The organism is Xanthomonas sp. WHRI 7064, from assembly GCF_040202355.2.
Classification (GTDB): Bacteria; Pseudomonadota; Gammaproteobacteria; order Xanthomonadales; family Xanthomonadaceae; genus Xanthomonas; species Xanthomonas arboricola.
Genome location: NZ_CP167821.1, coordinates 2,678,886 through 2,692,763 on the forward strand (window position 1 = coordinate 2,678,886; position 13,878 = coordinate 2,692,763).

Here is a 13,878-nt window from a genome sequence, read left to right on the forward strand (position 1 = left end):
AACGCCTGCACCATCGCAAAGATCGTGCAGGTGTGCAGCAGGCCTCAGCGCAGCGGAACGTCCGCCACCTTGTCCTGGTAATCCTTTTTCGGGTCAACGCCGAACAACACCTTGATACCGGCCAACAGGCTGGAACCGTTGAGCCAGATCTGCGCGTGATCGGTGTCCAGACGCAGCAGCGCCAGCTTGGGATCGTCCTTGCCGCCTTCGTACCAGGCAGCCACATGCGGGTTCCATAGGCGCTCGACCACGGCCGGATCGGTGTCTTCGCGCAACGAGCCGCTGATACTGGCGAACAGGTCGTGCCCCTTGCTGCTGAAGGCGCCGATGACGCGGCGGCCCTGCCCCAGCATGGCAATCAACGCATTGTCCTTGGAGGTGAAGAACCAGATCGGACCACCGCTGTCGCCTTCGATCTGCGCGGTCATCGGGCGGGCGTGCCCGTCTTCCACGCCATCCAGGCCCAGCATCACGGTGCGATCGGACTTCAGGGCTTTCCAGAATTTTTCCTGCAGCTCTTTGGGATCTGCCATCTCGATGTCTCACATGCGCGTGTCTACGCGGGTGACTCAGTCTGGAAGTCTCCCCGCCCACGGCATGTGACGATGCGCACTCCTGCCTGCACATGGCGGCAACGCGATCGCCTCCGGTGAAATGGTGCACCTGCATAAATCACGACAGCCCAAGTGCCTGTTTGCGACGCAGTCACGTTGCAGAGCGTGATGCCACTAAAGCTCTTGAACATTGCATCTGAACGCCGGGCCGCTGTAGCGACCACGTCAGTAAGATCGCTCCGCCGATTGCTCCGCCATCCAGGAACACCCAGACGCGGTGACCGGCATCCGCTGATCGCATGCTGCGCCATGGTTGCGGCACATGCACGCAACCTCCGGCGGCTGAAGCGTATCCATCAATCGCCTGCGTCCCTTCCGAGAGAGCGCCACTCATGTCTACATCACCCCTGCGCACGACCTGTATCGCCGCCGTCCTGCTGAGCATTGTCAGTTCCGATGCCACTGCCTTGACCGGCACGGCCAGCCGCCCACAACTCACCAGTAGCGAGGCGAGCACGTACACCATCTCCAAGGCCCTGGCCAAGGCCGGCCCAATCACCGCCCTGGTCACCGACAACTGGAATCCCACTGCAGGGGTGGCGCTGCTCAGCGCAGACTTCGCCGTCGCCGCCGATGGCTCCACGCGCTATCGCACCGTGCAGTCGGCAATCGATGCCGCTGTCGCTGCCGGCGGCAGTACCCGTCGCTACATCAGCATCAAGGCCGGCACCTATACCGAACTGGTCTGCGTGCCGACCAACGCGCCGCCGCTGACCATATTTGGCCTGGGCACCAACACCACCGACACCGTCATCCGCTTCAACAACGCCAACCCCACGCCCAAGCCGGCCGGCACCGCAAGTCACCCGTGTGCCAGCAATGCAGCGGCAACCACGGTGGGCACCTCCAACAGCGCGACACTGACCGTGCGCGCCGCCGGCTTCCAGGCGCGTCACCTGCGCGTGGACAACAACTATGTCGAAGGTACTTACCAGGACAACAACCAGTCGGCAGTCGCGCTGGCGGTGCGTGGTGACCAGGCCAGCTTCGAAGACGTGCTGGTGACCGGCAATCAGGACACCTTGCTGATCAGCGCGACCAATGCTGCCAATGTGATCCGCGCCTATTTCAAGAACAGCACGATCGAAGGCGATGTCGACTTCATCTTCGGTTCGGGTGTGGGCGTGTTCGACAACGCCACCATCCGCTCGGCCGGTGCGCGCCTGGGCAACAGCCGTGGCGGCTACATCTTTGCGCCAAGCACACGTCCGGGCAGTGCCTATGGGTTTCTGGCGATCAATAGCCGCTTCGTCGCCGGCTCCGGATCACCCGACAACCAGACCTACCTGGGGCGCGCCTGGGACGAAGGCATCAGCAGCCTGTCCGCCTACGTCAACGGCACCTCACCCAATGGCCAGGTCACGGTGCGCAATTCCAGCCTGGGCAGCCACATCCGCAAGACCGCACCATGGAATGCCTCCACCGTCAGCCGCCCGTACTGCAGCAGCAACTGCGCCAATTCGGCCAACCGGTTCTACGAATACGGCAATAGCGGTGCCGGCAGCGCGGACTGATGATTCGCTACGCCAGGACGCCCTGAGGCACCACGTCGCAACGCGTTGACGTTGCCACCCTCGCCTGTCGGCACGCCGTGTGATGCGGTGAGCCGGCAGGCGTTTTTGTTGCCTCCGATTGCGGCAATGCTGCAGCGCCTTCGGCAATGCGGTGCTGAATTCGTCCAGCCGGCAGCGTGCCTGGACGCAAGGGGCCACCCTTGCTCGTCGCTCGCCGCCAGCCAAGTGCGGTGGCAAGCGAGATGGTTGGCGCGCTAGCGACATGTGTTGAGGATCGCTGTCATGCGACTGCAACACCCAGGCGCGCCTGTGACTGATCGACAACGTCTTTCGCATCCCACTCCCGGAGCATCCCATGCAGTCCGATTGCCCCTTTCCAGCGCTTGCGCCGTTGACGCTCGCGCTGCTTGGTCTGACGACATTCCAGGCCAGCGCCGCGCGGCCGCATACAGCGGACGCGCCCGACACCGCGCACAGCATTTCCACCAGTTGGGGCGTGATCCAGCAACCGACCCTGCCGACGCAGGTCTGCGCAACGCTCAAGGCCGCGCTGACGCCGGTTGCCGGTTCGCTGGACGCGCTCGATGCAGATCCCGCGCAGTCCAAGCGCGATACCACGCGTCTGCAGGCGGCCATCGACGATTGCCCGGCCGGCAGCGCAGTGCGCCTGGTGCCCGGCGATGCCGGCGAGTCCGGCTTCTTGAGCGGCCCGCTGACGATCAAGAGCAAGGTCACGCTGTGGATCGACCGCGGCGTCACCTTGTTCGGCTCGCGCAATCCGCAGGATTACGACAACGGGCTGGGCACCTGCGGCACCGCGACCAGCGACAAGGCCAAGTCCTGCAACCCACTGATCCACGTCGCCGATACCGCCAACAGCGGGATCGTGGGTGCCGGCAAGATCGACGGCCGCGGCGGCAGCACGCTCACCGCCGGGCCCAATGCCGGCACCGCCAGCTGGTGGGATCTGGCCTATCTCAATGTCAGCAAAGGACTGAGCCAGCACGTACCGCGGCTGCTGCAGATCGACGACAGCAGCGACTTCACCCTGTACGACATCACCCTGGAAAACTCGCCCAACTTCCATGTCACCACCGACAACGTGGTTGGTCTGACCGCATGGGGCATCAAGATTCTTGCGCCCAGCCTGGTTTATTCGCGCCCCGGTTATCGCTGCCCGGCCGGCACCACGCCCGACGTCACTGCGCACGCCAGCTGCTTCACGCCCGAAACGGCCAAGAACACCGATGGCTTTGATCCGGGCCAGTCGAAGAAGGTGTTGCTGGCGTACTCCTACATCGGCACCGGCGATGACGGCGTGGCGATCAAGGCGCATGCCAGCAACAAGCGCAGCATCGCCTCGGAAAACATGCTGTTCGCATACAACCAGTTCTACTACACGCATGGTTTTTCGCTGGGCAGCGAAACCGATGCGGGCATGCGCCACATCGCCGTGCGCGGCTTGAGCATTGACGGCTTCGACGCGAATGATGTCGCGAGAGACCCATATTCGGCCAACGGCTTGCGCATCAAATCCGATGGCACGCGCGGCGGCCAGGTCTATGACATCAGCTTCGAAAACGTCTGCATGCGCGGGGTTGCCCGGCCGCTGGTGTTCGACGCCAACTATGCCAACGCGGCGGTGCGCAGCAAACTGCCGAGTTTCAACGGTATTGCGCTGACCAATGTGCACTCGCTGGGTTCCAAGGCGTTTGGCGGTGGCGAGCTGAGCTTCTACGGGTATCGCGATGCGACCACGACCTTGCCCATCACCCTGTCGCTGGACAACGTGGTGCTGGAAGGCGGGCCGATCTCGTTCGCGCAACCGCATTTCGGTGGGCCGGCCAGCAATCCGGGCGCGACCCACTTCAGCTTCAAGGGCGGCCCGGTGAGCTTCTTCGATCAGCTATCCGAATCGGTGCCCAACGATGTACAGCTGCAAGGCAAGCCAGGGCCGGGCACGCCACTGCAGTGCAATGACGCATTCATTGCCTACCACTCGGTATTGCCGGATTCGCCGATCTGAGCGTGACATTGCTCAGATCGAAAGGTCCCGACTCGACAACGTGCAGGTCGCTTTGTTGAAAACCATGCACACCGACCCTCTCGACTGGTCCTTGCCCGCTCACCGTCGCGGGACCTTATGCGGCATGGATGCCGCAGAAGAGCCTACACGGATGTACTTGCGGCCTGTCCCGCGACGGTGGGCGGGCAAGGGCCTCGCAGCCAAGCCGCAGATCGACCGCTCCACCGCTGATCTACCGCACGTTACAAGCCCTGCTACACAACGCATCAAGCAATCGAGACTTGGAACCGCCAACAAAACTACCGCGCTAGCTTCAGGCAGGCGCAGCCGATGCCCGGAATCGGCATGTACCACCCGTACACTCCGCTCACCGCGCGCCGCCCGCACTCACTGACGACCGCTCGCGACATTTTGTTAGCCGCTCTTAGTCCGCGCCGCTGGCAGCACGCCAGCTATGCCACAACTGCTGCACGGGCGGTGGATACGCTGCCTTGCCGGCAAGCTCGCGCTGCAGGCGCAGGCGTGCCAGCCGTGACCATACCCGGTGCGGGCGCGCCAACGCCGGTTTGCGCGGCCAGGCGCGCAGCAATTGCGTGCGCCATGCGGCAAGCGTCATGTCGCCGGGTGCGGCGCTGTCGCCGGACACACGCTGGCGTGCGTCCAGCCATTGCAGCGCCACCGCGGTGGCATCGCCAGGCTGGGTGCGCGCAAACAGCGCGGCTTCCACGCCGACCACGGCCTCGGCGAAGGCACGCAATCTCGCCAACGCCTGCTGCAACGATTGCGGCTGCGCACGGGCGTCCTGCATGGCCGGCAAGGTGTCGGCCAACTGCGCCCATGGCGCGGGCATCGGCTCCAGCACGCGCCCCAGCGGATGGCGCGAGCGTTGCTGCGACCAGTCGCGCAGCTCCTGCTGCCACCATGCCAGCTTGGCGTCGGCCGGCAACGGGTCGCCGGCGATGTTCATGATGTCTTCCCATTCCTGCAGCAGCGCAAACCAGGCCGCCGTGAGGCGTCGCTGCGGCTCGGGAATGAAGGGCTCGGCAACCGACCATTCCGGCCAGCGCGTGCGCCACTTGTCGAGAAAACTGTCGAGAGCGCTGGATTGGCTCATGGCGGGTCCAGAAAAAAACGAAAGAAGATCAGGTCTGCGGCCACGCCACCGCATCCCACAGTGTCTGCGGCTGCGCGACGAGGACGTCGGCCTGCCAGCGCGACGGCTCGTCGTCGTGCAGGCGATAGCCCCACAACACCGCCACCGACGGCATCGCCGCCGCGCGCGCGGCCAGGATGTCGCGCTCGTCGTCGCCGACGTAGACGCAGTGCGCCGGCGCAACCCCGATGCGCTCGGCCGCTGTCAGCAAGGGCAGCGGATGCGGCTTGCGCTCGGCCAGCGTATCGCCGCCGATCAGCACCGCGCAGCGCTGCTCCCAACCCAGTTGCGGCAGGATCAGCCGGGCCAGATATTCAGGCTTGTTGGTGACCACGCCCCAGATGCAACCGGCGCGCTCCAGCCGCAGCAGCAGTTCTTCGACCCCGTCGAACAGCTGCGACTGCGTACCGATCAAGGCCTCATAACGACGCAGGAATTCCGGCACCAAGGCATCGCGCTCAAGCGCATCGAGTTCGGCAAACGCCACCGCCAGCATCGCGCGTGCGCCCTTGGACACCACCGGACGCAACTGCGCCAACGCCATCGGCGCACGCCCGCGCGCATCCAGCATCGCGTTGACAGTCGCCAGCATGTCCGGCGCACTATCGAGCAAGGTGCCATCCAGATCGAACAACACCGCACGCGGAAACTTCGACGATGCAACGGCGTCTTTCCGCTGAGCGGCGTCATCTTGAACTCGGAATGGCTCGGACATCACCAGCGCCGGTCTCTGTTGTTGCGATTCCCGAATCCCGATTCCCGATTCGTCACGGCTTCGCCGCATAGGCCAGGTAATTGACCTCGGTCCGCGACGACAGGCGCGCACGATTGCGCCACGGCTCGTACACCATGCCGCTGACGTCTTCCAGCTGCAGTTCGGCACTGCGCAACCACGCCGCAAGCTCTGCCGGCTTGATGAAATCCTTGTAGTGATGCGTGCCCCTGGGCAGCAGCCGCGCGATGTATTCGGCGCCGACCACCGCCAGCGCGAACGCGGCCGGGGTGCGGTTGAGCGTGGACAAAAACAGCTTGCCGCCCGGCTTGAGCAGGCTGGCGCAGGCGCGGATGATCGCGGTCGGGTCCGGCACGTGTTCCAGCATTTCCATGCAGGTCACCGCATCGAAGCTGCCCGGCTGTTCGGTGGCCAGGTCTTCCACCGACTGCACGCGGTAATCCACCTGCACTCCCGATTCCAGACTGTGCAGGCGCGCCACCTTGACCAGCTCCGGCGCCAGATCGATCGCCGTGATCTGCGCGCCCAGACGCGCCATCGACTCGCTGAGCAAACCTCCGCCGCAGCCGACATCGAGTACACGCGCGCCGGCCAGGCCCAGGCGCGCGGACACATAGTCCAGGCGCACCGGATTGAGCGCGTGCAGCGGCTTCTGCGGGCCGTCGGCATCCCACCAGCGGTTGGCCAGCGCCGCGAACTTGTCCAGCTCGCTCTGATGGAAGTTGCTGGAATTGGATTGGGGATTCGGATTCATGCGGAGCTCCGTGATGGGGTGACGCGCGCTCAGGCGCGGACGGTGCGGATGCGCTCGCGCCACTGCCGCGCATTGGCGACCAGGGCAGCGGTGTCCATGTCGATGAGCTCGCGCTGCACCAGTTTGGGCTTGCCGGCGATCCACACATCGGTGACCTGATGACGGCCGGCGGCGTAGATCAGTTGCGACAGCACATGATGCAGCGGCTGGGTCTCCAGTGCGGACAGATCCACGCAGACCAGATCGGCCTGCTTGCCGATTTCGATCGAGCCGATCCTGTCGCCGAAGCCCAACGCGCGCGCGCCGCCCAGTGTGGCCGCACGCAGCGTGGTGGCCGCGTCCAGTGCGGTGGCATCGTTGGCCACTGCCTTGGCCAGGATCGCCGCCGTGCGGTTCTCGCTGAACATGTCCAGGTCGTTGTTGCTGGCGCAGCCGTCGGTGCCGATCGCCAGGTTCACGCCGGCACGTTGTAGCGCGCAGGCCGGGCAAAAACCCGAAGCGAGCTTGAGGTTGGACTCCGGGCAATGCACCACGCTGACGCCGCGCTCGGCGCACAGGTGGATTTCTGCCTCGGTGAGCTGGGTCATGTGCACGGCGATCAAGCGGTCGTTGACCAGCCCCAGGCGGTCCAGCCGCGCCAGCGGGCGCTGCCCGTATTGCGCAACCGAATCGGCCACTTCCTGCGCGGTTTCGTGCGTGTGCAGATGCACCGGCAGATCCAGCTGGTCGGCCAGCATGCGCACGCGTTCGAAGTTGGCGTCGTTGACCGTGTACGGCGCATGCGGCGCGAAGGCGGTGCTGATCAGCGGATCGTCGCGCCACTGGTCGTGCAGTTCGCCGGCCCGTGCAAAGTACTCGTCGTCCGACGATGCCCAGGCGGTGGGGAAATCGATGATCACCGCGCCGACCAGCGCACGGAACCCGTGCTGCTTGTACACGGCCGCCTGCACATCGGCGAAGAAGTAGTTCTCGTTGACGCAGGTGGTACCGCCACGCAGCATTTCGGCGATCGCCAGCGTGGTGCCGTCGGCGACGAACTCTGGCCCGATCACCGCCGCTTCCACCGGCCAGATGTGCTGCTGCAGCCATACCATCAGCGGCAGATCGTCGGCAACGCCACGCAGCAGCGTCATCGGGTTATGCGTATGCGCATTGACCAGACCCGGGATCAAGGCCGCCTCCGGGCGCGAGACGGTCTGCGTCGGCGCAAACCGCAGACGCGCCTCGGCGGTCGGCAGGATCGCCACGATGACGCCGTTGTGCACCGCCACCGCGTGATCGTCGAGCACCACCGCATGCGGCTCGATCGGCACGACGTAGCCGGCTTCGATCAACAGGTCGCAGACTTCGGGAGGGGCATTGGTCATGAGCGGATCCATAAAAGGTTAATTGTCGAACGGCCAGCGGGGATCGCCACCGGCCACAGGCACATAGCCCTGGCCGTTGTAGCGCAGTACCTGGCGCACGCGACGGGTGCGTTCGGTATCGGTGTCGCTGCCAGCGGCGCTCTCCACGGTAGACACGTTGGCTGTCAGCACGATGTCCGCGTAGCCGGCATGTACCTGCGCCGCCATGCTCACGCTCAGATTGGCCACTTCGGTGATCACATCGTCCTTGCCCAGACTGCACGGCTCGCCTTTCACACGTTGCCACGCATAGAGATCGCGTTGCAGCACCGGGCGCAGGCTACGCCCCTCGCGCACCAGCAGGGTCAATGCCTGATTGCTGTAAAAATCCGGGCAGCTGGGCCCGCGTGCGGCGCTGTGCACCACCACGCCGATTGCACGCACGCCCTTGGCCAGGTCGTAGCGCGCGGTGTCCAGGCGCAGGCTGTCGGCAGCGAGTTCGAAGGCGGCGTCCTCGCCCATTGCCTGCGCGTAGAACGCCAGCACCTTGCCGCTGGCGGCATCAAGCATGGCCACGCGCAACTCGAGGTCGCGCTCGCCAGGCACGGTCTCCGCGTCGCCAGCAAATGCGATTGCCGCCAACCGGATCGCCGCATCGTTCGGCCACGGCTTGCAGCTCTGGGCCACCAGACGGTCGACCGGCACTGCGGCGGCAGCGCCGCCCACGACGCCGGACGTTGCAATGGCCGCAACGGCGGCCACGTCATCGGCATCGCAGGTTGCGGCAGCCGATTGCGCAAAGGCCGGGCACGCGAGCAGCGCACCCCACAGCCCCAACACGACACTGGCACCGCGTCCCGCTCGATCAGGCCAGTGTCCCGGACGCATCGTCTTACTTGACGCGCGCCGAGTATTCGCCCGAGCGGGTGTCGACCTTGATGATTTCGTCCTGGTTGACGAACAGCGGCACGCGCACCACCGCGCCGGTTTCCAGCGTCGCCGGCTTGCCGCCGCCGCCAGAGGTATCGCCGCGCACGCCCGGGTCGGTCTCGGTGATCTTCAGCTCGACGAAGTTCGGCGGCTGCACCCAGATCGGCGTGCCGTTCCACAGCGTCACGATGCAGTCTTCCTCGCCCTTGAGCCACTTGTCGGCGCCGCCCATGCCGGCCTTGTCGGTCTGCACCTGCTCGAAGGTTTCCGGGTCCATGAAGTGCCAGTACTCGCCATCGCTGTACAGGTAGCGCATGTCGGTATCGACCACGTCGGCCACTTCCACGTCGTCGGTCGCCTTCATGGTCATTTCGACCACGCGACCGGACTTGATGAAGCGGTACTTCATGCGGGTGAAGGCCTGGCCCTTGCCCGGCTTGACGTATTCGGTCTCGGTGATGACCGCCGGCTCGTTGTTGACCAGGATCTTCATGCCGTTCTTGACGTCGTTCATGCCAACAGTGGCCATGGTGCAGCTCCTCGATAAGACCACGACCTGCCACAGGCCGTGGCAGGTCGGATTAGAATGGGGCGCCCGCCGCAACCGGCGGGCATTGGTTTTGTGACCGCACATGATACCCGCAGCCCCCCTCGCCTTGCAGCCATCTCCGCCGCCCACCCTGCAACCACCGCGCTGGCAGCAGCAGTGGCGAGACGCCGTGCGCGACCCGCGCGCGCTGCTGGCGCTGCTGGGCCTGGAGGCGCAGGCGGCCGGGATCAGCGATGCCGCCGCCGCGCAGTTCCCGCTGCGGGTGCCGCAGGCATTCGTGGCGCGCATGCGCCGTGGCGACCTGCACGACCCGCTGCTGCGCCAGGTGCTGCCGCTGGACGATGAAATGCGGCCGGTGCCCGGCTTCGGCCTGGATGCGGTCGGCGATGGCGCCGCCAAGACCGCCGATGGGGTGATCCAGAAATACCGCGGCCGCGCGCTGCTGATCGCCACCGGCAGCTGCGCGGTGCACTGCCGCTACTGCTTCCGCCGCCACTTCCCGTATGCCGAGGAAACCGCCGCGCGCGACGGATGGCGCGACGCGGTCGCCACGATCGCGGCCGACCCCGGCATCGACGAGGTGCTGCTGTCCGGCGGCGACCCACTGTCGCTGGCCACCGGCAAGCTGGCCGAACTCACCGACGCGCTGGCCGCCATCGGCCATATCAAGCGCCTGCGCATCCACAGCCGGCTGCCGATCGTGCTGCCCGAGCGCGTCGATGCGCCGCTGCTGGCCTGGCTGCGCAGCCTGCCGTGGCCGGTGGCCTTCGTGGTGCATGCCAACCACGCCAACGAATTCGATACCGCCGTCGACACCGCCATGCGCGCCCTGCGCGAGGCCGGCGCGCAGTTGCTCAACCAGGCCGTGCTGCTGCGCGGCGTCAACGACAGCGTGGACGCGCTGGCGGCCCTGAGCGAACGCAGCTTCGCCGCCGGCGTGCTGCCGTATTACCTGCATCAGCTCGACCGGGTGGCCGGCGTGGCGCATTTCGAAGTGGACGATGCCCGTGCGCGCGCCCTGCACACCGAGCTGGCCACGCGCCTGTCCGGCTACCTGGTGCCGCGCCTGGTGCGCGAAATTCCCGGCGACACCGGCAAACGGCCGCTGTAACCACCAGCTCAAACACACCGGATCGTAGGAGCGCACCCGGGCGCGACGGGCGTTACCGGTCATGCATCGTCGCGCCCGGGTGCGCCCTACGCTGCTCAGCCCGCGGCGATCAGCTTGACCATGTCGGTCGGGCTCAGCGGGCGGCTGAACCAGTAGCCCTGGCCCAGGTCGCAGCCGCGCTCGCGCAGCAGGTTGAACTGCGCTTCCTGCTCGATGCCCTCGGCCACGACCGTGATGCCCAGCGAATGCGCCATGCCGATGATGGCCGTGGTCAGCGCCAGATCGTCCGGGTCGCGCTGCAGGTCGGCGATGAAACTCTTGTCGATCTTGACCCCGTCCACCGGCACCTGGCGCAGATGGCTCAAGCCGGAGAAACCGGTGCCGAAGTCGTCCAGCCACACCTTCACGCCGGTGCGGTGCAATTGATCGAGCAGGCTGGCGGCCATCATTTCGTCGCCGATCACCGCCGTTTCGGTCAGCTCCAGGTGCAACCGCGCGGCCGGCAGGCCGGACTCGGCCAGGCACTCGGCCACGGTGTCGATCAGGTCGCCACTGCGCAGCTGACGCGGGGAGACGTTGACCGAGATGAACAAGCCCTCGCCCACCACCGGCCATTGCGCCGCTTCCAGGCAGGCCGCACGCAGCACCTTGGGGCCGATCACCTCGATCAGGCCGCTCTGCTCGGCGATATCGATAAAGGTGGATGGCGCAATCGTGCCCAGCGCCGGGTGCTGCCAGCGCAGCAGCACTTCCACCCCCACCAGCACCCGGTCGCTGGTGCGGTAGATCGGCTGATAGACCAGCCGCAGCTCGTCGCGATCCCAGGCCCCGCGCAGCTCGTGCTCCATGTGCACGCGCCGCTCCACCGCATGATCGGCGGCGCGGCTGTAGAAGCGATGGCAGTTCTTGCCGGCGACCTTGGCCTGGTACATCGCGATGTCGCCGTTCTTCAGCAACGCGGTGGCATTGCTGGCATCGTCCGGGAACAGCGTGATGCCGATCGAGGTGCCCAGGAACACCTCCCGGCCCTGCACATTCAAGGGGCGGCTCAGTTCGTGCACCAGCCGGTCCGCCAGCTGGGCGGCAAGCAGGCTGACATCGCCGTTCTGCAGCAGGATCACGAACTCGTCGCCGCCGAAGCGCGCCAGGATCGCGTCGTCGCCACCCAACGCACCGACCGCGCGGCTGATGCGGCTGGCGAACTGCAGCAGCGCCTCGTCGCCGGCCTCGTGGCCCAGCGTGTCATTGACGCGCTTGAAGTCGTCGATATCGGCGAACAGCAGCGCCAGCTTGCTGTCGGTGCTACGGGCGGTGTTGAGCAGATGGTCCAGGCCCTCGCGGAACCCCAGCCGGTTGGTCAGCCCGGTCAGCGCGTCGGTGTAGGCCATGTGGCGCACCTCGCGATCGTGCCGGGCGATGCTCTCGCTCATGCGGCCGAAGGCGGAAATCAACTCGCCGATCTCGTCGTTGCGCGGATGCGGCGGCAGCTGCACCGCATAGTCGCCACGCTCGATCTGGCGCGCGGCCGCCGCCAGCAACCGCACCGGCGCCACCAGGGTGCGCTGCACGTAGATGGCCAACAGCACCCCCAGCGCCACCAGCGCGGCCAGCAGCACCAGCAGCCAGCCCAGATCGCGCTTGCCGATCGCGTTGAGGTTCTGCACGAGGGTCAGGTTGGCGCCGGATTCGATCCTGCGCACCCGCTCGCGCGACATGCCCACCCGCACCCCGCCGATGCGCTGGTCGCCGATCTTGATCGGCACCGTCACGTCCAGCACTTCCGGCGAGGATTGCAACAGCATGGCGCGCGCGGTCACCGCCCTGGCTGCGAGCGGGTCGGTCATGGCCTGGCCGTAACGCTGCAGATTGGGCGAGCCGTCGTGCACCAGCCGGCCGCGTCGATCGAACACCAGCACGTAGCTCACCACCTGCTGCCGCGAGGCGTTGCGCACCAGCGCCCCCACCGCGCCCAGGTCGGAGTAGTACAGCGGATTGGCCAGGCCGTTTGCCAGTTCGGTGGCCAGGGTCTCGCCACGCGTGCGCAGGCTGCGATCGAACAGCTCGTGCAGGATCTGCGCGCTGAGCCCGCGCACCTCGCGCTGCATCGCGCTCTGGCGCTGCAGCAGCGACGCCAGGATTGCACCGACCAGCAGCAGCGTCAGCGCCATCACCAATAGAAAGCGTGCCTGCAACCCGAAGCGCACCTGAGTCATTCCACTTGGTCCCTGACACGGTGCAAGCCGGCGCTCAGCGCATCCAGGCGGCGGCGGCTGGCAGCATCCAGCGGGCGGAAGGCGGTGGTGCCGAAGAAGCGCTTCAGGGCCGGCCCGGCCTTGGGGTCGGAGGCCGCCTGCAGCAGCACCACGCGCAGCCGCCGTTCCACCGCCGGATCCATGCCGGTGCGCACCATCTCCACCGCGCGCGGCACCGGTGCACTGCGATGCACGATACGGAAGTCGCGCTTGAACACCTGTGGCAGGTGGCGCTCGTCGTCCCAGTCGGCGTTGCTGAAAGCGCCCGCATCGATCAGGTGCTGATGCACGAAGGCGGAGATATTCAATTTCGAGCCGACCATCAGGTAACCCACCGAGCCCGGCACCTGGCTGTCATCCGGCGACAGCAGCACATCGCAGGCGATGCCGTTGCGCACCAGCTCCAGCATCGGCAGCAGATAGCCGCTGGTGGAGGAGGCGTTCTGCAACGCCAGGGTGTGGCCGCGCAACTGCTTGAGCGACTGGATCGGGCTGTCGCGGCGGACGAAGAACACCGTATGGAACTCGCGCAGGCCGGCGCGCTCGGTCATCACCAGCGGGTGCGCACTGCCGCGCTGTTCCAGCAGCATTGCCGCACCGGTGGTTTCACTGACCCAGTCGACGCGGCCACGCCGCAGGTAACTGGACATCTGCCGTGCGTCCGGCGCCATCAGGATTTCGCCACGGCGGATACCGACCTCGTGCATGCGGGGCACCACGTAGTCCAGCAGGGGCTTGAGTTGCGCGTAATGCGTGGCGGGATCGTCGCTGATCCGTCCAAGCACCAATACCGGGGAAGGCGCCGCTGTCGCCGTCGCGGCAAAGCCTGCCCCGGCCAACAGCCCGCAGGCAATCAGACACCATCGTAGACCGCGCAAAACGGACACTCCCCTAG

At 66.3% G+C, this 13,878-nt stretch carries 12 protein-coding genes and 1 other RNA gene; 4 read left to right on the top strand and 9 right to left on the bottom strand.

Translation table 11 applies throughout. The annotated features are described in order from the left end of the window. Positions 1 to 44 precede the first annotated feature (44 nt). Positions 45 to 533 carry a pyridoxamine 5'-phosphate oxidase family protein gene (locus ABQY74_RS11565; RefSeq protein ID WP_024940409.1) on the bottom strand — a complete coding sequence of 163 codons (489 nt, stop codon included), beginning with the start codon at positions 531 to 533 and terminating at the stop codon, positions 45 to 47. 455 nt (positions 534 to 988) lie between these two features. Here ABQY74_RS11565 and ABQY74_RS11570 point away from each other — a divergent pair, with 455 nt between their 5' ends. From ABQY74_RS11570 to ABQY74_RS11580, 3 genes are all read left to right on the top strand, one after another. Continuing rightward, positions 989 to 2,128 carry a putative acyl-CoA thioester hydrolase gene (locus ABQY74_RS11570; protein ID WP_349792237.1) on the top strand — a complete coding sequence of 380 codons (1,140 nt, stop codon included), beginning with the start codon at positions 989 to 991 and terminating at the stop codon, positions 2,126 to 2,128. Between the two features lie 355 nt (positions 2,129 to 2,483). After that, entirely contained in the window at positions 2,484 to 4,154 is a 1,671-nt protein-coding gene (locus tag ABQY74_RS11575; protein WP_349791491.1) for a glycoside hydrolase family 28 protein, read from the top strand. Between the two features lie 345 nt (positions 4,155 to 4,499). Further along, positions 4,500 to 4,574, top strand: a non-coding RNA gene (locus ABQY74_RS11580) — sX9 sRNA. Between the two features lie 4 nt (positions 4,575 to 4,578). On the opposite strand, the gene ABQY74_RS11585 is transcribed toward ABQY74_RS11580, so the two are convergent. From ABQY74_RS11585 to efp, 6 genes are read right to left on the bottom strand one after another with little or no spacing between them, the layout of a single operon-like run. Beyond that, positions 4,579 to 5,268, bottom strand: a complete 690-nt coding sequence (locus ABQY74_RS11585; RefSeq protein WP_104573450.1) for a phytoene/squalene synthase family protein — start codon at positions 5,266 to 5,268, stop codon at positions 4,579 to 4,581. A gap of 28 nt (positions 5,269 to 5,296) precedes the next feature. Further along, positions 5,297 to 6,022 carry a phosphoglycolate phosphatase gene (locus ABQY74_RS11590; RefSeq protein WP_104573451.1) on the bottom strand — a complete coding sequence of 242 codons (726 nt, stop codon included), beginning with the start codon at positions 6,020 to 6,022 and terminating at the stop codon, positions 5,297 to 5,299. Between the two features lie 52 nt (positions 6,023 to 6,074). Further along, entirely contained in the window at positions 6,075 to 6,794 is a 720-nt protein-coding gene (gene ubiG / locus ABQY74_RS11595) for a bifunctional 2-polyprenyl-6-hydroxyphenol methylase/3-demethylubiquinol 3-O-methyltransferase UbiG (protein WP_104573452.1), read from the bottom strand. Positions 6,795 to 6,823: 29 nt separating this feature from the next. Further along, entirely contained in the window at positions 6,824 to 8,161 is a 1,338-nt protein-coding gene (locus ABQY74_RS11600) for a TRZ/ATZ family hydrolase (protein WP_024940415.1), read from the bottom strand. A gap of 18 nt (positions 8,162 to 8,179) precedes the next feature. After that, the gene (locus tag ABQY74_RS11605; protein WP_104573453.1) at positions 8,180 to 9,028 is read right to left on the bottom strand and encodes a hypothetical protein; all 849 of its coding nucleotides are present in this window, start codon (positions 9,026 to 9,028) and stop codon (positions 8,180 to 8,182) included. Positions 9,029 to 9,032: 4 nt separating this feature from the next. Beyond that, positions 9,033 to 9,599 carry an elongation factor P gene (efp, locus tag ABQY74_RS11610; RefSeq protein WP_007962665.1) on the bottom strand — a complete coding sequence of 189 codons (567 nt, stop codon included), beginning with the start codon at positions 9,597 to 9,599 and terminating at the stop codon, positions 9,033 to 9,035. A 103-nt stretch (positions 9,600 to 9,702) separates the two neighbouring features. Here efp and epmB point away from each other — a divergent pair, with 103 nt between their 5' ends. Further along, entirely contained in the window at positions 9,703 to 10,731 is a 1,029-nt protein-coding gene (gene epmB, locus ABQY74_RS11615; RefSeq protein ID WP_047128831.1) for an EF-P beta-lysylation protein EpmB, read from the top strand. Between the two features lie 95 nt (positions 10,732 to 10,826). On the opposite strand, the gene ABQY74_RS11620 is transcribed toward epmB, so the two are convergent. Together ABQY74_RS11620 and ABQY74_RS11625 are read right to left on the bottom strand one after the other, a co-directional pair. Further along, positions 10,827 to 12,944 carry an EAL domain-containing protein gene (locus ABQY74_RS11620; RefSeq protein ID WP_349791495.1) on the bottom strand — a complete coding sequence of 706 codons (2,118 nt, stop codon included), beginning with the start codon at positions 12,942 to 12,944 and terminating at the stop codon, positions 10,827 to 10,829. Next, positions 12,941 to 13,870: a phosphate/phosphite/phosphonate ABC transporter substrate-binding protein gene (locus ABQY74_RS11625; protein ID WP_047128832.1), complete on the bottom strand. Its 930-nt coding sequence runs from the start codon at positions 13,868 to 13,870 to the stop codon at positions 12,941 to 12,943. Before ABQY74_RS11625 ends, ABQY74_RS11620 begins: the two co-directional genes overlap by 4 nt. Between the last annotated feature and the right edge of the window lie 8 nt (positions 13,871 to 13,878).